Below are 21,417 nucleotides of genomic sequence, written 5' to 3' on the forward strand. Positions count from 1 at the left end.
TCGGGCGCTTCAGACTGCCTCGGCTTCGCCTTCGAGTTCGTGTTCTCGCCGGCCGACCTGCTCTTTCTCCACGACGATGTCCTCGAGAACGAGTACGTCGAGACCCATCCCGAAGAAGTCCTTGATGGCTTCCGACGGCGTGTTCACGATGGGTTCGCCGTGGTCGTTGAACGACGTGTTCAGCACGACCGGCACGTCGGTGATGTTCTCGAACTCCGAGATGAGCCGGTGGTAGCGCGGGTTCTGGTCCTCGCGGACGGTCTGTGGCCGGGTCGTCTCGTCGCCCGGGTGGAGGACTGCGGTGATGTCGTCCTTCCGCTCCTCCCGCGCGTCGAACGTCTTTATCATGTACGACGACGGCTCCGGGTTCACGAGGTAGTCGTCGATGGCACGTTCGAGCATCGACGGCGCGAACGGCCGCCACGCTTCGCGGTGCTTGACGAACTCGTTGACCCGGTCCAGCGAGTCGCGCGTTCGGGGGTCCGCCAGAATGCTCCGGTTGCCGAGCGCTCGCGGCCCCATCTCCATCCGCCCCTGGAACCAACCGACCAGCGCACCGTCGGCGAGTCGTTCGGCGACGTACCGTTCTAAGTCGTCCGGACGCTGGTAGTCTATCTTGTTGGTTCGGAGCTGAGATTCGATCTCCTCGCTCGTGTACGACGGCCCCCAGTAGACCGTGTCCATCTCGGGGACCTCTCGCGGGCGGTACTCCAGCATGCCCGCACCGAGGGCGCTCCCGGCGTCGTTCGAGACCGGCTGGATGAACAGTTCGTCCACGCAGTCGAGTTCCATGACGCGCTTGTTCATCTTGCAGTTCAGCGCCACGCCGCCAGCGAGTCCGACGTTCCCGGTGCCGAGACGCTCGCAGTACGTACTCACGACGTCGGCGACGATCTCTTCGAGCAACGACTGCGCCGCGTAGGCGAGGTCCTTCTCCCACTGGGTGAACTCCGTCGGCGACTCCTTTCGCGGGCGTCCGAACAGCGCTTCCAGCCGTTCCGTCGCGTACTCGAAGCTCTGTGACAGTTCGGAGACGTCGTAGTCCACGCCCGTCTCGACGACGCTCCGGAGCGTGCGTTCGATGTCCTCGTTCTCCTCTCCGTACGGCGCCAGCCCCATCACCTTCCCCTCACCGTTGTTGGCGTAGAATCCGAGGAACTTGGTGACCGCGCCGTAGAAGTAGCCGAGACTGTTCGTGTAGTCGTACGTCCGTAGTCGCTGTAGTCCCGACTCGTCGCCCCACCAGACGACCGTCGCGTCGCGTTCGCCGCGCGCGTCGAGCGTGAGAACGAGTCCCTCGTCGAACGGTGCCGGATAGAACGCCGTCGCCGCGTGGCACGCGTGGTGCTCGTGCACTTCGATCGGCGGGAGCGGGGTATCGATCGCTTTCAGCCTCTGTTCGACCGCTCGGCGGCCGAGTAGCCCTGTCTTGAGTTCCGACTTCACGCGCCAGCCGGCGTGCTTGACGCGGTCCGTCACCGACCCCGACTGCGACGTCGCTCGCTGAACGACGCGCGGAACCATCTGCGGAAACTCGCGCGGGGACCAAGACAGCGCAACCGTGTCGACGTCCGGGAGCGAGAGCCCTCTGGCGTCGAGACAGGCTTCGATGGCTCGTTCGGGGAACGTGTTCATCGCGTGTTTCTGCCGCGTGAGTCGCTCCTCCTCGACGCCGAAGACGGGTTCGCCGTTCTCGAACAGGACAGCGGCGGGGTCGTGCGACCCCAGTCCGGCGATTCCGGGATTTATGGATAGTACGTACTGTTTCATGCAGTTATCAGACGGAATGGTAACGGTAAAATAGTTTCTCTGCAGCAACATGTCTCGGGACGGCCGGTCGCTCCGCGGCGAAGTATTGATTTACTACTAGTCAGATGTAGCTCACGATGGACGGACAGCAGACGCCTCCCGGAGACGGGTGGCCGACGGTCGGTATCGTCGTCCTGAACTGGGAGAACTACGGGGACACCGCCGAATGTCTCGACTCTCTGGAATCGCTCGCGTACCCCGAACACGAGGTGTTCGTCGTCGACAACGGCTCTACGGACGGGTCCGGCGAGCGAATCGACGACGAGTTCGAGTGGGTCGAGGTCATCTACAACGACGACAACCGCGGGGCCGCCGGCGGGAACAACCCCGGTGTCGCCCGCGTTCTCGACGAAGGGTTCGACCACGTCCTCCTCCTGAACGAGGACACCGTCCTCCCGTCGGACTTCCTGTTCCCCCTCGTCGAGACGATGGAGTCCGAAGAGAACGTCGCCGCGGTGGGTGGACGGCAGTACAATCCCGAGACGGGAAACGTCGTGAACGTCGGCGTCTGGTTCCTCCCGTTCCTCGGTGGATTGACTCGCGTGTTGAAGAGTCCGCTCAAAGACCACCCGTACGGGTCCGCTCCGATACCGCCGTTCCTCGCGTTTCAGTACGTTCCGACGTCGATGATGCTGTTGAACGGCGATTTCGCCGCGACGCACGACGTGTTCTGCGAGGACTACTTCATCGGGATGGAGGACGTCGACCTGGCGTATCAGGCGCATCGCGACGGGTGGAAGGTGTTGGTGAACCCGGACGCGGAAATCTACCACAAGGAGGGACGCACTATCGAGTGGAGTACGTTCAAGACGTACCACTGGGTCAGGAACAGACTGCAGTTCGCCTCGAACCGCCTCCCGATATACTTTCACGTCCCGTTCCTGCTGTCGCTCGCGCTGTTGCTCGGCTGGCTCTGTCTGCAGTGGTATCTCGACGAGAAACGCGGACACATACAAGCCGCGTTGGTCGGTGTCGCAGACTACGTTGCGGACGACGACTTCCGAGACTACGAGTTTTTCAACTGAGTACTGGCGTTCGGTATCGTTCCCATCTCAGGCCCGGTCAGAACGCGAGGCCGGGTTCACTTACCCGCCTAGGTCCGCTCGCGGAGTGTAGCGACGACGGCGTCGACTCCGTCGCGACTCACGTACTTGCGAGAGAGGTAATACGCCGCCATCCGAGGGTTCGAAACCGTGGTGGCCGCACCTTTCACTCCGCGCCTCGCCGTCTTCCAGTACCCTTTCCAGTCCGTGAACGAGTTGTAGGGGTAGTCGTTCAGTTCGGGCCAACAGGTTTCGACGATTCGCGTCGGGAACTCGTCGGCCCGTCGCATCTCGGGGGGCAACCGGTGCATCGACTCGATTATCGGTCGGTACCACAGCGGCCGAATATAATCTAACCCGGGCGGGAGACCGAGGTGTTGTGGTCCCGCCCAGCAGCCCAACCGATGTTCTTGATACGCGAGGTCGAGCATGGTGTACGTGTCGAGATGGCCGACTCCCTCGTACCACGCTTCGAGCGACGAGATGAGTTCCGGATGTGGCGGTTTCGAGAATCGGAACAGAAGCTCGACGGGGTCGATTTCCGTCTCGGCCCGGTCCGACTCCCGCCAGAAGTAGCCGCGCGCTATCTCGCCGCCCAGCCCACCGATCTGAACGTCTGCATCGAGACTCCGTAACGTCGGGTGAATCTCCCTGATCGCGGAACTAACCGTACACCCCGTCGCTCTCAGCCACGCTTTCTGCTCGCTCGTGGTCGCTTCGACGATTCGGAGCGGCCGCCAGTCGAGTCGGTGGTCGCTCGCAATTCGGCGGGCGATGTGCGGGTCGACTTCGTAGTCGCTTCCGCCAAACGTGTAAAGAGAGACGGTGCCGTCCTCGACCAACTCGCGGGCGACGGCCAAGAGTAACCGGGAGTCCTTCCCCGCCGTCAACGGCATCGCCGGCCGACGGTATACCGACGCGATTCGGTCAAAGAGGTGCTGGAGCGTTTCGACGACCGTTTGAATCTCCTCGTCGGCACTGCCGCCGTTCGCAGCGTCGTCTCTCTGACCGTCTCTTGGCCAGTATCGAACCGCTTCCCATCTCTTCAGGTCCAGATAATGGTTCGGGAGGAGTCGCTCGACACCCCGATAGTACGTTAGCTTTCCCGGAACCCACGTGTTGCACCCTCTGGAGATGAGCGGCCACCGAACGGCTTCGAAGAGGTCCGCTCGGAAATCGCGCGCGTGCGAGACGCTCGGAATCGCGAGCGGTGACGCGGCGACGACGGGCTCATCCTTATGATAGACGACGGGGAGGGCGGCGGCCGAGTCCGGATACACTCTGTGAACGCCGTCCGCGTCGAGGAGTCCGACGTACCGCCCGAGGAGCCCGCGCAGCACGTCCTCGAACGCATCGACAATCGGGTCGGCTAAGTCGTCTCCGAGACGGATTTCGTCGCCGGAACGCCGACTCTCAACGTCGAGTACCGTTCCGAACACGATGCCGATTCGCCTCCCGTCGGCGAGAACCGGTAGTACGGTGAACGAGTCGTCGCATACGACGTTCCACGTGTCGAGTTCCACGCAGCGATATCCCTGAGGAACCTCTGTGACGGCGTTGCGTGTCAGGTAGTACTGTCGGCGGGGAATCGGGTCATCAGTCATCTTTGCGACACTGCGTGCTGATACCCGAAACTCATCGAAAATACAATAACGTTCGGGTGATTCTCGCGAGCGGACGATACTGGGCTACTTCGGAGGCGACGAGAACAAAAAATTCGAGCACACTCGTGAATCGCCGAGTGCCGAGTCAGTAATCGGCGGGGTCGACCGCGTTGCCGTCCAGATAGACGGTGCCGTCGAGACCGAACGACAGTTGCGTGAGCGTCCCCTCGAACGTGACGCCCTCGGTTCGACCCTTCTTCAGCCCTCCCTCGACAAGTTCGGTTCCGTCACTCTGCGTCGTCACGGTGTCGCCACCGGCATCGAATCCGGACGTGCTGGTAACTTCACCGTCGATGACCGCGCTGTACCGGCCGTAATCTGCGTTTTCCGCAGCGACGAATTCGAGCGTGTGGCTCCCGCCAGACGTGTCGCTTCCGGAGTCACTGTCGGAACCGCTGCTGGAGTCCGTATCGTCGGACACGGCCGGCCCCGTCGCCAGCGACTGCACCTCGTTGGCCAGTTTGACGCGAAGCGTGTTGGTGTCGGCCCGGTACCAGATTTCGCCGGGTACGGGGTCGGTCGGGTCGCTGTCCACGCCGGAGACGCCCAGACGGTCGCGAGGTTGCGGCGGCGCTTCCGTCCACGTCTCGCCGTCTCCCAAGAACCGTCGACCGGTGTCCGTCGCGAAAAATTTTGCACCGTCCTTCGGGAGGTAGTCACCGAGGTTCGCTTCTACGTCTCTTATCTCGACGCCGCTGTCTATCGCTCTGAAGTTGTCGTTCAGCGGGACGTGCCAATCGACAGTCCCTTCTTCGGGCGTGTTGAGTTTGTGATTCTCTGTGGTCATAGTTCAGTTGGTGATGTTGTGATATAGTGGTTGTTCGGTATGCCGTTACAGCGGATTCTCCGCGTACAGTCGCAGGTTATCGACGAAGAGCGACTGGTCCTGCGGTGAGTACCAGCCGCCGCCGAAGAAGGAGTTGTGGCGCCACGCGCCAATGTTCCCTCCGTTCGACTTGCGGAGTCTCCAGTTGTCACGCTCGTACGCTTTCGTCGGGCCGCTACCGTCCAGTGGGTCGACCCAAGCTTCGAGGACGCCGTTGTTCTCCCCCGCGTCGTTGACTTTTGCGTGGTAGGTGAGTTCGTACCACTTTCCGGTTTCGACCTTCCCCGCGTTGCCGTTCATGTCCCAGGGGTCAGTCGAGCCGTAGCTGTCGCCGCCCTGTCCGGCGTGGTAGACGTAGTAGCAGAGCTGAACCGGGTCGCCAGGGTGGAGGCTGTTCTCGTAGCCGTAACGGCCGGGGTTGTGGAACGTCCCGAGGGCACGCCACGGACGGCTTACGACCTCCTGACCCATCCACCCGGGAATCTTCCCACCACTCGTATCCCAATCAGCGTGGTCCTGATCGTTGCAGTCGAAGTTCTCCTCGAACTTCAGGTAGTACTGCGCCCACGCCTCGTCGCGGTTGACCGACTTCCGAAGGTCACAGCCCATCCGCTCGTCCTCCATGAAGTAGAACGCGAACGCGTGCGACCCGCTTTTCACGTGTTCGTCGGTGTAGTACATACCGTGGTCGACGTGGTAGTTGACCCTGTCGTCCCAACCCCGTTCTTCGAGTTCACTGCGGAGTTTCGAGAGGTTTCGGTCCGAGAAATCCTTCGACGCCTCCGGTGCGGGGTCGTCGAAGTCCATCGTCCAGATGGGTTCGACGTCGGACCCCTCGGGTTGCGGTGACGCGAGGGCGACGATTTCTCCACCCACCTTCGCCCGGAGTTCGTCGGTGTCCTCGCGGTACCACATCTGTCCCTCGCTCACGTCCGACGGGTCAGTCGTCCGAGACGGGGCGACGACGCGGTCCATCGGCTGCGATGGCGCTTTCACCCACGCCTGCCCATCCCCGAGATACCGAACCCCCGTATCCGTCGCGAGGAACTTCGCACCCGCGGACGGCGTGTACGCGTCGAGGTTCGACTCGACGTCGCGCACCTCGACGTCCGTATCTATCGAGTCGAAGTTCTGATTGAGTGGGAGATGCCAGTCTACGGTCCCCTCGTCTGGCGTCTCGTATTCATGATTCGATGTCACACCCGCATTTCACCGGTTGCGAGCATACCCGTTGCCGCTATGCAGCGAGTGTTAGGGTCGTGACAATCCTAGCCAGATAGTGTACGGGCCGCCATCGGGCGATTTCCGTCCGACCGGCGAAGTCCGCGAACCACCGTAACGGTTATCAAATCTTCTGGACAAGAATCCGAAAGTGATAGAGTTGTTGACAAGGCTGCGGACACCGCGGGATATCTCGGCGCCGCAGATAGCTCTCGAACTGGGTGTCGGTACCGCAACCACCTCGTTGACGCTGCTCGTCCTCGTGCTCTCCGGCGTCGCGTGGGTCGGAATCGGACCGGTGGTCCTCGGTCCGCTTCCCGCAATCCTCGCCGTCGGCGGAGTGCTGGTGGGCCCCGCCGCGGTGGTCGGGGGGACTCTCGGTCTCTTACTCTACCAGTTGCTCCACGCCGTGGTCGCCCCGTTGGAACTGTTGGAAGCGCTGCTGTTCGGGGCGACGGTGGCGTTCGTCTGGAACTCGTTCGAGAGCGCCGAAACGCGTGAACGGCGTCCGCTCTCCCGACTCGCTCGACTCACCGCCGCTGGCGGCGTCGCATCGCTCTGGACAGCCGTCGTGTACGCCTTCGCCGTTCAACTGACCGGGACGTTCTCGTTCTATCCGACCGCCGCGTTCGTCGCGCTGAGCACCGCGCTGTCGGCCGTTCTCGTGGGGGGACCCTTCCTCACAGCGGCGGCGGTGCTGTCGAAGGTAGTGGACCTCCCCCGCCTGACGACGGTCACGCAGGCGATGCTCAGATTCCGTTCGGGGGCGGGACGGGAGGTCGTAGGCCCTCTCTCGGCCGTCGCACTGGGCTGGTTCGTTCTCGGCAGCGGTCTCAGTATCGGATTTCAGCTGACCGAGTTGATACCGGCGTTCCACTTCCGCCTCCGTGACCTCGGCTACCTCCTGTTTCTCAAGAGCGAAGCCATGGGGCACGGCGGGGCCACCGTTCAGGTGGGGCTGGGCGTTGCCTGCCTCGTTCTCTCGGCGTTCGTGGTCCGTCGGCGACTCCGAAGCGAGGCGAACTGACCGGCGGCGGCCGAAGGAGTACGATTCGGCCCAGTCGTTCGACACAACATATATGTTGGTCTGACTATAAGTGCAGCCATGAAGCTGACGCGACGGGACGCGCTCGGTTCCCTCCTCGCTGGCGGCGTCGGGGCCGCCGGTGCTGCGCTGTTCCCCGCTTCGGACCGACGGCGGGCCGACGGTGAACGCACGCTGACCGACGCAGACGTCCGAGCGCTCACCGCAGTCGCCGAAACCGTCTATCCGACGGAGGTACTACCGACCGACGAGTTCGTGGCGAACTACGTCGGCGGGCTTCCGGAGCCGAGAGCCGGAATCGTCGCGGACACGGTACGGTCGCTCGACGCGTACGCGCGACGGGAGTTCGGGGCCCCGCTGGCGTCGCTCTCTCGCGACGAACGAGACTCCGTGCTCCGTTCGATGGGCGTCGACCGAACCGGGTCCGACCCGGAGGGGACCCTCCCCGAACGCGTCCGCTACTACGTCGTCAACCAACTGCTGTACGGGCTCTACAGTTCGCCGCGCGGGAGCAGTCTGGTGGGTATTCGGAACCCCGTCGGCTACCCCGGCGGCTACGAATCGTACCAGCGACCGCCCTCCGCTGACGCCTCGATGGAGCGATGAGCGCCACCGACTCCGAGCCGGACCGGACCCCTTCCGACGACGCGGACGTCTGTGTCGTCGGCTCCGGTGTGGCCGGCGCACTCGTCGCGTACACGCTTTCGAGCCGCGGCTACGACGTCGTCGTTCTCGAAGCGGGTCCACGGTTCGATCCGAGCAAGCGCCTCCAGCAGATGGAGGACGCCATCCGTCCGGAAGGAAGCATCTCCGACGTCTGGGACGTCGGCGGCGAACGAGACCGGTACACCTCTTCGGGAGAGGTGTTCTACGGCCTGAACAAGACCCGCGTGAAGGGAGTCGGGGGGACGACGCTCCACTGGCTGGGTATCACCCCGCGGTTACACGAGAAGGACTTCGAGATGCAGACGCGGTACGGACTCGCCTCCGATTGGCCGATAAGCTACGACGACCTCAGACCGTACTACGCCCGGGCGGAGCGAGAACTCGGCGTCGCGGGAGCGGACGACAACCCGTTCGCACCGCCGCGCGAGGAGGACTACCCGATGGAGGCGTTCCCGCCGAGTTACTCGGACTCGTTGTTCGCCGACGCGTGTGAGAGCCTCGGAATCACGATGCACTCGGTCCCGCAGGCTCGTAACTCCGAGACGTACGACGGCCGTAGCCAGTGCGTCGGGTTCAGCACGTGTATCCCCGTCTGTCCGTCGGGCGCGAAGTACAGCGGAGACGTCCACGTCCGGAAGGCCGAAGCCGAGGGTGCGCGGGTAATCGACCGGGCACCGGTCCAGCGACTCGAACACGACGACGAGGGGAACCACGTCGAAGCGGCCGTCTACGCCACGCCCGACGGGACGCGACATCGACAGACGGCGGACGAGTTCGTCCTCGCCGCCGGTGCCGTCGAGGTTCCGCGCCTCCTGTTGCTCTCGCAGTCGGAGGCGTACCCGGACGGACTGGCGAACTCCAGCGGGGTCGTCGGCCGGTACTTCATGGACCACCCGATAGTCAGGCTGGAAGGCCGGGTGGACCGACCGACGAATCAGGAACCCATCGGCTATCACACCAGCGAGACGCACCAGTTTTACGACCACGAGGACCCCGTTCCCGGGAGCATCAAGTTCGTCTTCGACAACGTCAATTCGATGAACGCTGCCAACCGCGCACTCCGTGGCGCAGACCCCGACACGAGCGGCGACTTCGCCGACGTCTTCGCCGGCGACGCGTGGGGCGACGAAGCGCTCGAACGGATGCGCGCCGACACGCCGAACCGGATGGTCGGCATGTTCGCCAACCCGGAACCACTGCCGCGGGCAGAAAACCGGGTGACGCTGAACACCTCCCGCACCGACGACTTCGGCAACCCCGTGCCCGAAGTGTCGTGGAACATCGGCTCACACGCGCGAGAGACGATGGAGTACGCACGCGAACTACAGCACCGCGTCATGGACGAACTCGGCGGAGAGGTCACCTTCGAGAGCGACCTCTCGAATCCGCGACCCGCCTCGCACAAGATGGGGACGACCCGGATGGGGACTGATCCGAACGAGAGCGTCGTCGACGAGACGCTCCGCACGCACGACCTCCGAAACCTCTCTATCGCCTCGAGCAGCGTCTTCGTCACCGGCGGTGCGATGAATCCGACCTTGACCATCGCGGCGCTCTCACTCAAGGCCGCCGACCACGTCGAAGAACGACTGTAACGCCTCGGACACCGTGAACGACCGAGGTACGACGGCGATGCTCCTCGCGCCGGTTACGTCGCTGGGTCATCGGCCGCCCGGGAGTTCGACCGATTCCTGGCTACGTGTCGACCCTTCCGATACAGCCAGTAGACTCCGATGGCGGCGAAGAGTATCAAGAACGGCTGTACCGTCGGCACCTTGTATCGCGACAGGACGAAGAAGAGGCTGTAACCACCGGTGAAAGCGACGAACAGGAAGTAGATCAGCATCACGCCGCCTCTCCGAACGCCCGTGAGTGCGATGCCGAGGGCGCCGGCGACGAACACGGGCAGGTAGGCGAGACTCCGGAGCAGACCGACCTGATACTCGTGGACGTCGAGGACGGGCGGGAACCACCAGAAGTACCACATCGAGGAGACGACTTTCTCGGCGAACACGACGGGATGGGCGAGAACGTACTCGGTAGCGCGTTCGAAGAACACCGCGTCGGCGCGGGCTTCGGACATCGTGCTGATTCGGGCATCGAGCGCGGGGCTGATGTGGTGGAAGTCGTTGGGAACTCCCGTGTGAATCGCCGGCGGCGCGTTCCCCCGCCAGAAGTTCCAGCCGACGAGTTTCATCAACACGAACCGGTCGTGGACGAGCGTGTTCCTGATGGCCCACGGAGCGACGAACGCGATCGTCGTCAGCGTGACCACCGTCACTAACCGAAGCGCGGCCAGACGGGAGCGACCCTGCACCTGCAGGAATATCCACAGCGCGACGAACGGGGAGAAGATGAGCGCCATCGGGAACGTGAGTATCGTCACGCCGAGGACGCTCCCGACGACCACCGCCCGTCGCTTCGTCGCGTCGTCCCGGAACCACAGAAGACTGTAGACGAGAAGCAGGATCAAGAACGTCGTGAACACGAGCTGGTGGATGACCGTGACCGAGTAGACGTAGTCCGGGTACAGCGCCATGAGACCACCACCGAGAAAGCCGATCCAGTGGCCGAACAACCGCTTTCCGACGAGGTAGAGAACGACGATCGAACCCGCCTGTACGACCGCCTGAAGCACCTGGACGAAGACGTAGGCCGTCGGTGTGATACCGAACACCTCGTACACGCCCGTGAGGAAGAACACGTACACCGGCGCCATCACCGACGTGACGTGCGTCGTGCCGGTGAGGTAGCTCGAACTGTACCCCAGTCCCATGATGAGGTTCCGAGCGATTTCGCCGTTCTCCCACGTCGTCACAGAGTAGAAGTTCTGTCTGAACGCGACGAACGCGAGGTTGACGACCAACGACAGAGAGAAGAGGAGACGGGCCGCGTTCTCGGACGCTACTGATCGAAGATTCGTCGATATCGGTTTCGCTATCGATTCAGCGTTCATCTTCGTTACAGGCTCAATGGGGAGTTATCACTTAGATATTTGGCAAAACTCCGTCTTTCAGGACAGTCTGGCCCTCGTCGTGGTAGGTCAGCCACGGTATCGCCGCGCCGAATTCGAGAAACGACGAGATATTCCCGTGATGGGAGTGAGAATGGTACGAAAAATACACATTCTCCACAATATATAAGAAAGTTAATCTGTGACGACAGAGACACTTCAGTCGATGTCTGTCAGCAAAGCTATCTCGGGAGGGACCGGTTTTCGCTGTTCGCGCGTCGTCGACACCCCTCTCCCGAACGGGGCCGCAGCAGATGGCGAGTTCGGGGGCCATCGACTCGGAGGGGGCCCGGAGACGGGCGAGGGGTCCGAGAGAGGTGGTCCGTGATGGAGCACGGTTTCGACCACGACCTGGCCGTAATCGGAGCCGGCCGCATCGGGCTTCCGTGGGCGGCCGTCCTCGCAGCGCACGCAGGTTTCTCCGTGACCTGCGTCGACGTCGACGAGGACCGAATAGACGAAATCAACGCCGGAGACGCACCCTTCGCCGAACCCGGACTCCACGAAGCGCTCGCCGAGGGACTTCGAACCGAACGTCTCAGAGCGACGACCGACGCGAGCGTCGTCGAAGACCACCGATACGTCGCGATGACGATCAACGCGCGGCGAGACAAGATGGACTCGTTCGTCCAGGTAGTTCGCGAGTACGCGGAGCACCTCACTGGCTCGCAGATACTCATCAATCGGACGACGCTCCCGGTCCGGATCATCTCGCGGATGCAAGAGATCGTCGGGGACGTCGCGTCAGAACCGCCGGGGTTCGCGGTGCTTCCCGAGCGACTCGCCGAGGGGAAGGCCGTCGAGGAGATTCTCTCGCTCCCGAATATCGTCGGCACGAACGACCAGCGGACGGCGACGGCGATGCGGGCACTCCTCGAGCCGTTGGGGACGGAGGTTCAGTTCACCGACCCGCGGACGGCGATGTTCGTGAAACTGATCGACAACTCCTACCGCGACGCGCTGTTCGCCATCTCGAATCAGATCGCGTACGTCGCCGACGTCCTCGAACTAGACGGACACGAAGCGATAGCCCTCGCGAACGCGGACTACCCGCGGAACGACATTCCTTCACCCGGTCTCGTCGGCGGAAAGTGCCTTCCGAAGGATCCGCACTTCCTGATGGACGAGACCATCTGCGACCAGCCGACGACTCCGGACCTGTTCAACGCGACGCGGCGAACGAACGCGTCGCTCCCGTCGTACATCGCCACAGAGATCCTCACGAAGCGACCGGAGAAGGTCGCAGTTCTCGGTCTCTCGTACAAGGGCGGCGTGGGCGACACCTACAACTCACCGGCGGCGTCCATCGCGGAGATTATCGACGCACAGGGCGTCTCAGTCTCGGCGTACGACCCGTTCGTCGACGGCCTCGACGACACGCTCGAAACCGCCCTGCACGGGGCGGACGTCGTCGTGCTAGCGACGCCACACGCGGAGTTCTCCGACGCCGTCGAGCAAATCAACGAGCACGCGCCGTCCACGGCGGTGATGTACGACGTCTGGGGGTTCTTCGACGGAGAACGGCTCGACATCGAGTACGACGGGTTCGGCATCGAACGGGACACCGCCGTCGCCGAACCCGAAGCGGGCGTATTCACCGAGTTGAGCCAATGATCGTCGACGTCATCATCCCGGCGTACAACGAGGCGGACCACTTCCGTCAGCTGGAGGAACGCCTCCTCGAACCGCTCCGATCGGTCGACAGGGACTGGGAGTTCAGAGTCTACCTCGTGGTCAACGACGACAGCACCGACGAGTCACCGGAACTCGCCGACGAGTTGGCCGAGCGGTGCGAGGAGGTACGGGTCGTTCACCGGACCGTCGACCCCGGATTCGGGAACGCACTCAAGCACGGCTTCGTCGAGAGCGACGGCGACGTCGTCGTCCCGTTCATGGCTGATTACTCCGACGACCCGTTCGACATCCCGAAACTCGTCGACGAGATCGAGAACGGATACGACTTCGTCTACGGGTCACGATTCGCTCCGGGTGGGACGGTAGAAGGGTACTCGCCGCTGAAGCTGTTTTACAACCGCAGCTTCAACAACCTCGTCCGCCTGCTGTTCGGTGTCCGGGAGCGGGACATCACCAACGCGTTCTCCGCGTACAGACGCACCGTCATCTCGTCGATCGGACCGGAGAACATCGACTCCGAGAGTTTCGACATCACGGCCGAACTGCCGTTGCGCGCGCACATCAAAGGATTTCGGAGTACGGAAGTTCCAGTCTCTTGGCGGAGCCGAGAAGCCGGCGTGAGCAAACTCAACGCGACTCGGAAGGGTCCGTTGTACGTGAAGCGTCTGCTCGAACAGTTCGTCGTCGGAAACGCCGCCGCGATGCGCGACCTCACCGAGAGCGTGACCAGCCAGAGCAAATCGCGTCTCCTGAGCAGCGTCGTCTTCGGCATCGTGATACTGCTCGTCCTACTCTCGATATCGGGGATGAACAGCGTGTTCGACATCCTCCGCAACGCGAACCCGGCGTGGATCGCGGTCGCCGCGGCCGCGTACCTGGGTTCGTTCGTGATACGTACCTGGCGGTGGCGGGTGCTGTTGCGGACGAGCGGACACCTCGCCAGCCGGGGGGGCGTGTTCAGGAGCATTCTCGCGGGCTGGTTCATCAACTTCCTCGTCCCGGCACGGGGCGGCGACATCCTTCGTGGTCTCGCGCTCAAGACGACCGAAGACGTCCCCTTCAGCGTCGGCACTGGGACCATCGTCATCGCCAGAATCTTCGACATGCTGGTCCTCGCACTGGGACTGTTCGCCGTCTCGCTGCTGTTCGTCGACTCCCGTTACACCATCTACCTCGGCGTCGGTGCGGTCGGTCTGGCAGCAGTCATGCTTGCGGGACTCGGAGCTGTCTACTACTTCGGTGACTGGGTGTCCGACCGGTTCGAACACTGGATCGCCGACATCAGGGAGTCGATTCGAGCGGTCCGAGAGGCGCTACAGGAGAGCGCGACGAACCCGTTCGGCCTCTCGCTCGCGTTCCTCCTCTCGATTCCAGTCTGGGTTCTAGAGGCGAGTACGCTGTTCTTCACCGCTCGAGCGCTCAGCCTCTCGATTCCCCCGGCTCCCGTCGTCGCGGCCGGTATCGCCGCGTTCGTCTCGCAGGCGGTTCCCGTGACGCCCGCAGGTATCGGCACGTTCGAGGCGACGATCACAGCCGTCCTGTCGTTATCCGGGGTCGAGCAGAACGTCGGGACGAGCCTCAGCATTCTCGACCACTTCATGCGACTGGCCGTCGTCTACCTGTTCGGTGCCGTGAGCGTCGTCCACATCGGATTCCGTTCGCGGACGTACTTCCGGAAGAAACGGCGCGAGTCGAATACGAGCCCCGTGGAATGACCGCTCTGCGACGGCCTCGGCTCGCGCCTAGGGACTCAATCCGCCGACCCGTCGTCGGTCGGCACGCACCGCGTTCCGACGCCGTTCGTCGTCGCTGAGCCCTATTCGCTAACTATATCGTGATTGTCCGTCTGACATTCTATAGCTTTTGCTGTAATTCATATATACTGTCTAGTCTTGGGTGGCTGTGTGACGAAGCAAGACAGCGAAAACGAAGACCAGAGGGAGGGCGTGACGCTCGGTCGCCGTTCCTATCTCGCACTCGCGGGCGCAACGGTGACAGGGCTGGCCGGGTGTAGCGGTCAGGGGGCGCCGTCGAAACAGGTCGCGATGGAACCACTGGAGGTGTTCGGGTACGGCGGCGCGGCGATCGTCGCACGGGAGGCAGTCGCGGTCACGACGGCGAGTGCGGTCGTCGAGGCCGAACCCAACGACGCTCGGCGGAACGCGACCGTCGTCAGCGTCGGAACGGAGGTGGCTGGCGAACTCACGTCGGGCGACGCGGACTGGTTCGCGTTCGACGTCGCCGCCGGTGACGACCTCTCGGTGCAACTCTCGCGAGAGAGCGGCGAGGGTATCGTCGCGGTGGCGCTGTACGACCCCGAGGGGAGTTTCCTGAACCTCGTGTACGCCGGAAGCGCGACGCCCGGCGCGGTCACGGAGACGGCCGAGACGTCCGGCCGGTACTACGCCGAAATCATCGACATCAACGGCGGGGCAGGCGCCTACACCGTGACGGTGTCGAACGGCGAGACGACGACCCCGGAACCGACGCCGACCGAGACGCCAACGCCGACTGAGACACCAACCACAACGCCGACGCCGACCGAGACGCCCACCGCGACGCCGACGCCGAATCCTGAAGACGACTACGGACGACAGGGTTACGGTCAATACGGCTACGGCGGCGTCTGAGTCCCGCTCGGACGTTCCAACGGCGACGTTTCGAGAGCGTTCGGAACGTCGGAGGCTGCCCGGTCGCTGCCGGTTCTGACACCACGAATTCGGTGGAGCGCTCCGGTCGCCGGTTGAGACAGTGCGGTTCAGAGTGCGTCGTACACGTCTCGGGTCTTCGCGCCGATGCTGCCCCAGTCGAACGCCGACACTCGCTGATAGTTCTGCGTCCCGATTGCGTCGAGGTCGGCGTCGAGTGCACGTTCCAGTGCGTCGGCTATCGACTCGTGGTCCGGGTCGTAGAGCAGTTCGGTCTGGTCCCGGAGCAGTTCCGGGAGACAACCCGTCCGCGGGCCGACGACCGGTCGCTCGAACGTCATCCCCAGAATCGCGCTCCCGGAGGTGAGGATGTCCCGATACGGCAGGACGACCGCGTCCGAAGCGTTGAAGTACACCTGCACGTCCTCGTCGGGGACAAACGACAGCGTGGCGTCCACGCGAGGGTCGGACTCGGCCCTCCGTCTAACCTCCCGCGCGTGCGACTCGTCGGAGGGTTTGCCGGCGACGAGCAGTCGGACGTCCTCGTCCGGAAGCGAGGCGACGGCGTCGATGAGTTGCGGGACCTGTTTGTACGGCCGTATCTGGCCGAGATACAAGAAGACGGTCGAATCGGACGCGACGCCGAGTCTGTCGCGCGCCTCGTCGCGACTGACCGTATTTCGATGACTCGTCTCGTAGTGACCGTGCGGAATCACGTGGACGTGCCGGGACGTCGGGAGCCGATACCGTTCAACGACGGTGTCACGCGCCGCCTCGCAGTGGACGATGAGTTCGTCACAGAGCCTCGCGAACACGCGGCGGCCGAACAGTTCGATTCGTGGGTGCCGTCGCTCGTGGTCGAGGACGTTGTGAACGGTCCAGACGACGTCGATACGCATCAGTTTCGCAGTCAGCGTCGCGAGGAGAAAGACCGTAGACTTCGCGTAGCTAACGAGGCGGCTCTCGCTGACGAGAAACGGGGCTATCCAGTGGAAGTGGACCACGTCCGGCCGCGTCTCGGCGACCGTTCGAAGCGTCGAAAGCGGATATCCGCTCGCGAACGTGACGTCGGTCCCGTCGGTCGAAATCCCCTCGGCCAGTCGACGCTGATAGGGGTTTCCGTCGGTGAAGTCCGGGATAAACATGACCTTCATGCTCTCCATCTCGTCGCTTCGAATCTTAGTTGTTTTGACGTAATCTCGCCGGAGCTGTCTGCCGTTCCGAGTTGGTCCCGAGTTACGCTGCTACCGCGCGGCTTCGGTTCGCTCCGTACTGGATCACGACGTCACCGTTCGAGTAGACGACGCTGTCGGCGCCTCTGTCCCACCGGTACTCCTGCGAGGAGACGAACTCCGAGACGCGAACGTCGTCGTCGAACTCCGAGACGTTCAGGTCGACGAGCGTAGCCTGAAAGCCCTCGCCGCGGAACGCGGCGGCAGACATCACTGTCAGACCGGATTCCGAGAGCAACTGTCGCTCCGTATAGCTGGCTTTCAGCTTCCTGAACTGCCCGGACTCGTACGGTTTGTCGTACACGACCGCGTACTCACGCAGGTAGGCGCGCAAGAGAGACCGACTGTACACGTTCTGAGACGGTTCCATGTGAGCGTAGACGAACTGTGTGGCGGTCACCTCCTGATCGGAGAGGTACTCCTGCGGCGTCTTCTGGATGCCCGCGAGGTCCGTGATGTCGGGGTGCGTCGCCGCACTCGTTAGCATCGTCAAGACGAGCATCGCCGTCAGTAAGACGGCGACCGCAGAGCGAAGTCTCTTCGTTCGGTTCAGCGGAACGCCGTACTTGATTCCGATCGCTGGGACGATGACGAGGAACGGCAGCACCATCAGCCGCCAGCGGTTGAACTCCGCGATACCCTCGAGCGGTATCCAGATCGGACTGGGGAAATACAGCGCGAAGGCCGGAAGCGACGCGAAGACGATGAGCCGGTATCGCGTCTGCTCTATCATGTCCGTTCGAAGGAGCACCCAGAGACCCAGAGCCGCGAACGCTAACAGGAACGAGTAGTGGAGGCTGTCGACGAAGAACGGAACTGACCGCGCCAAGAGCGTCTCCAGCGAGGAGTACGAGCGAGCGAGATACGACACCGACGCGACGCCTCTGGCGGCGGGACTGGTGACGAGCACCCAGCCGATGACCTGTTGGAACATCCGCGTTACGATGGCCCAGTAGACGCCGAACATCAGACAGAACGTGGTGAAAAGCAGCGTCGTGTTCGAGTGGTGGGGCTCGCTCCGCCCGACCAGCCACCGTACCGTCAGATAACCGACCGGTACCGCTCCGACGACGATGGCCATCAGAACGCTCACGTGATGGGTTGCGATCCACACGGCGAGTATCGGGACTGTAACGATAACGTCCCGGCTCGACCAGACGCCGCGGAACAGCAGGAACAGAAACAGCGCGTACAGCACGAAGCTCATCGACTGATAGTGCGCGATTCGGCCGTAATGGAAGAAACTGATGTTGACGCTCGCGAGGACGATGCTGACGAGGCCGAGCGCCTGCGACGAACTCAGGTATCGGACGAACAGGTAGAGCGCCAGGAGGGCGACCTGGAAGATCGCGATGACGAACACGGACATGAACACGCGGGGGTCGAGACCAGAGAACTGCATCCCGACGCCGGAGACGACGTGAAACGCCGAGTACGAGAGGTACCGGGTGTCCGCGATGGCCTGTAACGACGCCCCGTCTCGCAGTAGTATCGAAACGGTCGTGTGAACCAGTGTATCAGCCGTGTTCACGTAGTACGCCACCGAGAACACCTGTGAAGCGAGCATCACAGCGGATGCCCCGCAGACGAGCGCGAGGTTCGCACGCGTCGAGGACGCCCCCTCGTCCAGAGCCACGGCCCGGAACAGGACGAGGACCAACACGACGGTCACGCCGAAGTAGAACACGATACCCGGACCGAAGACCGCTAGCACCGAGATACTGCCCAACAGGCCGAGTGTCGGGACTCTGGCGTCGGTTACGAGCGAGAACGTCTCTGTCCCCTCGCTCGTGCGTCCGATCGCCAGCAGAGCGTCAAACAACAGGAGAGCGACGACGACGTACAGACCCAACCCGACGAACCGCGGACGGCCGATTCTCGCTGCGAACCACAGCCCTACGACCACGACAGGATGGGTCGCGACGAGGGCCACCCACAGAAGACGCTCCCGGAGACGGGCAGCCGACATACTGTATTCGACCCCGCACGAATTGAAATAGCTTTCGCCGACGAAGCCGACCTGAGCGGACGCGGGCACCGACTCGGCACGCGGACCGACCGGCGGCCGGCGCGTCTCGGTGTCCTGCTATCTGAGATGTTCCGGTGACCGGACGACGAGGGCGCCTCGTCGGTGGAGCCGCCAAGGTCGGCGTTCAGGAGCGCTCGCGACGTTGGCCTTCTGTTCGTTATCTATAAGAAGCGATACCACGTCTTGACACGACAGAGATGTTCCGAGTTCGTCACGTCGAGTTCAGGAGCCGGCGCGCCTCGCGCGTTCTCTCGTCGACTTGCCGCCGCACGGCGACGACCGCCGCCCGACCCACCATCGACGAATGATCGTCGCCGTGTTCGCGGCCGTGTTTTGGCTCTCCGCGTTCTTGCTCGTCCACATCTACTTTCTGTATCCCGGAATACTGGCGGTCGCGGGGTCGATCATCGATCGATCGACGGCGCCGAATCGAGGCGAGGGCGAACTCCCGACCGTCTCGCTGGTTATCGCCGCGTACAACGAGGAGGACATCATCGAAGAGAAGATTCGGAACTCGCTGCAGTTAGAGTACCTCGACGACAAATTCGAGATAGTCGTCTTCTCCGACGCATCGTCCGACGGGACCGACAGCATCGTCCGGTCGTACGCAGACGAGGGGGTCCGTCTCGAACGGATCGAAGGCCGTGTCGGGAAGACGGAGTGTCAGAACAGGGTCGCAGAACGGCTCACGAGCGATATCATCGTCTTCTCCGACGCGAACAGCATGTACGAACCCGACGCGATCGGGCATCTGGTCGAAGCGTTCGGTCCTGATGTGGGGTGCGTCGTCGGCGAACTCTGCTACCAGCAGAACGGGGTCGAGGCGGAGTCGGTCTACTGGCGGTTCGAGAAACTGATAAAGCGACTCGAACCGACCGTGAGTTCCATCGTCGGAGCGAACGGGGCGATATACGCGGTCAGACGGTCCTCCTACGTTCCGCTTCCGTCCGACCAGATCAGCGACTTCGCCGAACCGTTGGCAATCGTACGGCGAGGGGAGCGAGTCGAGTACACGTCCGAAGCGCGGGCGTGGGAGAACCCGGGGGCGACCATCGGCTCCGAGCTGTCCCGCCGAATTCGAATCTCGACTCGGTCGTGGCACACGCTCCTCGACTATACGTCGCTTCTGAACCCGTTCCGGTATCCGTTGTTCAGTTTCCAGCTCGCCTCTCACCACGTGATTCGGTGGCTCAACCCGCTGCTGTTGATCGCAATCGCCGTCACCAACGTCGCGCTGGTCGCCACCACCGACAATCCGCTGTACGTCCTCGCGCTGTCCGGACAGGTCGGATTCTACGCGCTCGCGGTCACGGGCGGGCTGTTGGACCGGTTCGGCCGCTCGAATCCGATCGTGACGTACGTTCCCTACTACTTCTGTGCGCTCAACTATAGCCTGCTCGCCGCGCTCTGGAACGTCGTCCGCAACCGTAACTTCGTCACGTGGGAGACCGACTCGCGGTCGAGTTCGGACTGACCGAGCGCGGGCTCGGAGTGGCTACCACCGTCACTTCCGGTGTTGCCGCGATACGTGCCAGCGTTCGTCTCTCGCCGGATGCCCCGTGGTTGGCGCTGGGTTAGTTCGCAGTCGTGACGTTCACCCAGAGGTGGGCGCGTCGGTACGCGTTCGCGGCGCTCGGATCGGCCGGGACGTCTCCGCGGTACAGTAAGAACTGCAACCGAAGCCGGTCGCCGACGAGCGTCGGGGTGACCACCCGTGGTCGTTCGACGGACCCATTCGACGCCAACGTCACCTCGAAGCGGTCCAGTCGCTCCTCTTCGGTGACCGCCATGCCCTCCCCGTCGGACTGTAGCCGCTGTAACCGTACTAAGACGGTGTAGCGCGTTCGCTCGTGTTCGTGGTTTCGAACGCCGACGACGAGTGACCGGCTCTCGGTAGCCGTCAGTTCCGTCGGGTAGTCGTCGGTGACCAGCGTCCCGTCGTCAGCTCGCGTCAAGAGGTACAGTTCGGTGTACTGTTCGCCAGACGGATTGTCGACGGCAGCGTACCCGACACTGGCAGTCGCAAGGAGGAGTGCGACCGCGAGCAAAACGTTCAGTGCCGACTCCCCTCGCGTCTCGCGCGAGAGGAAGTCCTCTCTGATCGACCGATACCAGTCGCCGGTCGGTGCAGAGAACCGTCGAGCGGGCGGGAGGTCGAACCGCCGACTCGCTGCCAGTACGACGCAGACGACGGTGAACAGGCCGAGTGCGACGAGCATCGGCACCACTCGGAATCCCTGCCCGAGGAAGTCGAGAACGTACGCGACGATAGGGACGAGAGCGATGCTGCTCCCGAGCGAGAGCGTGAGCCGTTCCAAGTCGGTCGGGTGTCGTCGCGGAGTGCTCATCGGGTCTCGGTCTGCCCGCGGCGACTCCGGGAACAAGGCGGAGACGAAGGCGTAGCCGGGGACGAACAGGAGGAAGGGAAGCGACACGACCGCTCGAATCCACGTCTCGCGAATCACCGGAAGCGACACGACGGCGGCAGTCACCGCGAGCAAGACGAGAGAGGCGGCCAGATCGCCGGGGAGTCGACGTAGCTGTGAGGGGACGTACGGTCGTAATCGGTCCCGAATCGACATATAG

16 protein-coding genes are annotated in these 21,417 nt (G+C 63.1%); 8 read left to right on the plus strand and 8 right to left on the minus strand.

Going from position 1 to position 21,417, the window contains the following annotated elements:
* Positions 1-9: 9 nt before the first annotated feature.
* Positions 10-1,770 (minus strand): carbamoyltransferase family protein, encoded by a 1,761-nt coding sequence (locus BM310_RS19660; protein ID WP_089811034.1) that lies wholly within the window; start codon positions 1,768-1,770, stop codon positions 10-12.
* Positions 1,771-1,886: 116 nt separating this feature from the next.
* Between BM310_RS19660 and BM310_RS19665 the strand changes: the two genes are divergently transcribed.
* On the plus strand, positions 1,887-2,834 hold the full coding sequence (locus BM310_RS19665; RefSeq protein ID WP_089811036.1) for a glycosyltransferase family 2 protein: 948 nt from the start codon (positions 1,887-1,889) through the stop codon (positions 2,832-2,834).
* 68 nt (positions 2,835-2,902) lie between these two features.
* On the opposite strand, the gene BM310_RS19670 is transcribed toward BM310_RS19665, so the two are convergent.
* The 3 genes from BM310_RS19670 to BM310_RS19680 all read right to left on the minus strand — a co-directional run bounded on the left by BM310_RS19670 (position 2,903) and on the right by BM310_RS19680 (position 6,542).
* The gene (locus BM310_RS19670) at positions 2,903-4,456 is read right to left on the minus strand and encodes an asparagine synthetase B family protein (RefSeq protein WP_143105197.1); all 1,554 of its coding nucleotides are present in this window, start codon (positions 4,454-4,456) and stop codon (positions 2,903-2,905) included.
* Between the two features lie 145 nt (positions 4,457-4,601).
* The gene (locus tag BM310_RS19675; RefSeq protein ID WP_089811040.1) at positions 4,602-5,303 is read right to left on the minus strand and encodes a hypothetical protein; all 702 of its coding nucleotides are present in this window, start codon (positions 5,301-5,303) and stop codon (positions 4,602-4,604) included.
* Between the two features lie 45 nt (positions 5,304-5,348).
* Entirely contained in the window at positions 5,349-6,542 is a 1,194-nt protein-coding gene (locus tag BM310_RS19680) for a polysaccharide lyase (RefSeq protein ID WP_143105198.1), read from the minus strand.
* Positions 6,543-6,726: 184 nt separating this feature from the next.
* Between BM310_RS19680 and BM310_RS19685 the strand changes: the two genes are divergently transcribed.
* From BM310_RS19685 to BM310_RS19695, 3 genes are all read left to right on the plus strand, one after another.
* Positions 6,727-7,590 carry a hypothetical protein gene (locus BM310_RS19685; RefSeq protein WP_143105199.1) on the plus strand — a complete coding sequence of 288 codons (864 nt, stop codon included), beginning with the start codon at positions 6,727-6,729 and terminating at the stop codon, positions 7,588-7,590.
* A gap of 78 nt (positions 7,591-7,668) precedes the next feature.
* Complete coding sequence (locus BM310_RS19690; protein ID WP_089811047.1) at positions 7,669-8,214, plus strand: gluconate 2-dehydrogenase subunit 3 family protein; 546 nt, start codon at positions 7,669-7,671, stop codon at positions 8,212-8,214.
* Positions 8,211-9,869: a GMC family oxidoreductase gene (locus BM310_RS19695; RefSeq protein WP_089811050.1), complete on the plus strand. Its 1,659-nt coding sequence runs from the start codon at positions 8,211-8,213 to the stop codon at positions 9,867-9,869. Before BM310_RS19690 ends, BM310_RS19695 begins: the two co-directional genes overlap by 4 nt.
* 53 nt (positions 9,870-9,922) lie before the next feature.
* Here BM310_RS19695 and BM310_RS19700 read toward each other — a convergent pair whose 3' ends face one another.
* Positions 9,923-11,230 (minus strand): glycosyltransferase family 39 protein, encoded by a 1,308-nt coding sequence (locus tag BM310_RS19700; protein WP_089811052.1) that lies wholly within the window; start codon positions 11,228-11,230, stop codon positions 9,923-9,925.
* Positions 11,231-11,614: 384 nt separating this feature from the next.
* Here BM310_RS19700 and BM310_RS19705 point away from each other — a divergent pair, with 384 nt between their 5' ends.
* The 3 genes from BM310_RS19705 to BM310_RS21585 all read left to right on the plus strand — a co-directional run bounded on the left by BM310_RS19705 (position 11,615) and on the right by BM310_RS21585 (position 15,552).
* Positions 11,615-12,901 carry a nucleotide sugar dehydrogenase gene (locus BM310_RS19705; protein WP_089811054.1) on the plus strand — a complete coding sequence of 429 codons (1,287 nt, stop codon included), beginning with the start codon at positions 11,615-11,617 and terminating at the stop codon, positions 12,899-12,901.
* Positions 12,898-14,637, plus strand: a complete 1,740-nt coding sequence (locus BM310_RS19710; protein WP_089811056.1) for a flippase-like domain-containing protein — start codon at positions 12,898-12,900, stop codon at positions 14,635-14,637. Before BM310_RS19705 ends, BM310_RS19710 begins: the two co-directional genes overlap by 4 nt.
* Positions 14,638-14,826: 189 nt before the next feature.
* On the plus strand, positions 14,827-15,552 hold the full coding sequence (locus BM310_RS21585; RefSeq protein ID WP_177232716.1) for a PPC domain-containing protein: 726 nt from the start codon (positions 14,827-14,829) through the stop codon (positions 15,550-15,552).
* 128 nt (positions 15,553-15,680) lie between these two features.
* Here the strand turns inward: BM310_RS21585 and BM310_RS19720 are convergent, their stop codons facing one another.
* Together BM310_RS19720 and BM310_RS19725 are read right to left on the minus strand one after the other, a co-directional pair.
* On the minus strand, positions 15,681-16,724 hold the full coding sequence (locus BM310_RS19720; RefSeq protein WP_177232717.1) for a glycosyltransferase: 1,044 nt from the start codon (positions 16,722-16,724) through the stop codon (positions 15,681-15,683).
* A gap of 82 nt (positions 16,725-16,806) precedes the next feature.
* Positions 16,807-18,771: a hypothetical protein gene (locus tag BM310_RS19725; RefSeq protein ID WP_143105201.1), complete on the minus strand. Its 1,965-nt coding sequence runs from the start codon at positions 18,769-18,771 to the stop codon at positions 16,807-16,809.
* A 364-nt stretch (positions 18,772-19,135) separates the two neighbouring features.
* Here BM310_RS19725 and BM310_RS19730 point away from each other — a divergent pair, with 364 nt between their 5' ends.
* Positions 19,136-20,305, plus strand: a complete 1,170-nt coding sequence (locus BM310_RS19730; protein WP_089811064.1) for a glycosyltransferase family 2 protein — start codon at positions 19,136-19,138, stop codon at positions 20,303-20,305.
* 100 nt (positions 20,306-20,405) lie between these two features.
* Here BM310_RS19730 and BM310_RS19735 read toward each other — a convergent pair whose 3' ends face one another.
* Complete coding sequence (locus tag BM310_RS19735; protein WP_089811066.1) at positions 20,406-21,413, minus strand: DUF1616 domain-containing protein; 1,008 nt, start codon at positions 21,411-21,413, stop codon at positions 20,406-20,408.
* Between the last annotated feature and the right edge of the window lie 4 nt (positions 21,414-21,417).

Origin of the sequence: Halogeometricum rufum, assembly GCF_900112175.1 — an archaeon.
Lineage (GTDB): Archaea > Halobacteriota > Halobacteria > Halobacteriales > Haloferacaceae > Halogeometricum > Halogeometricum rufum.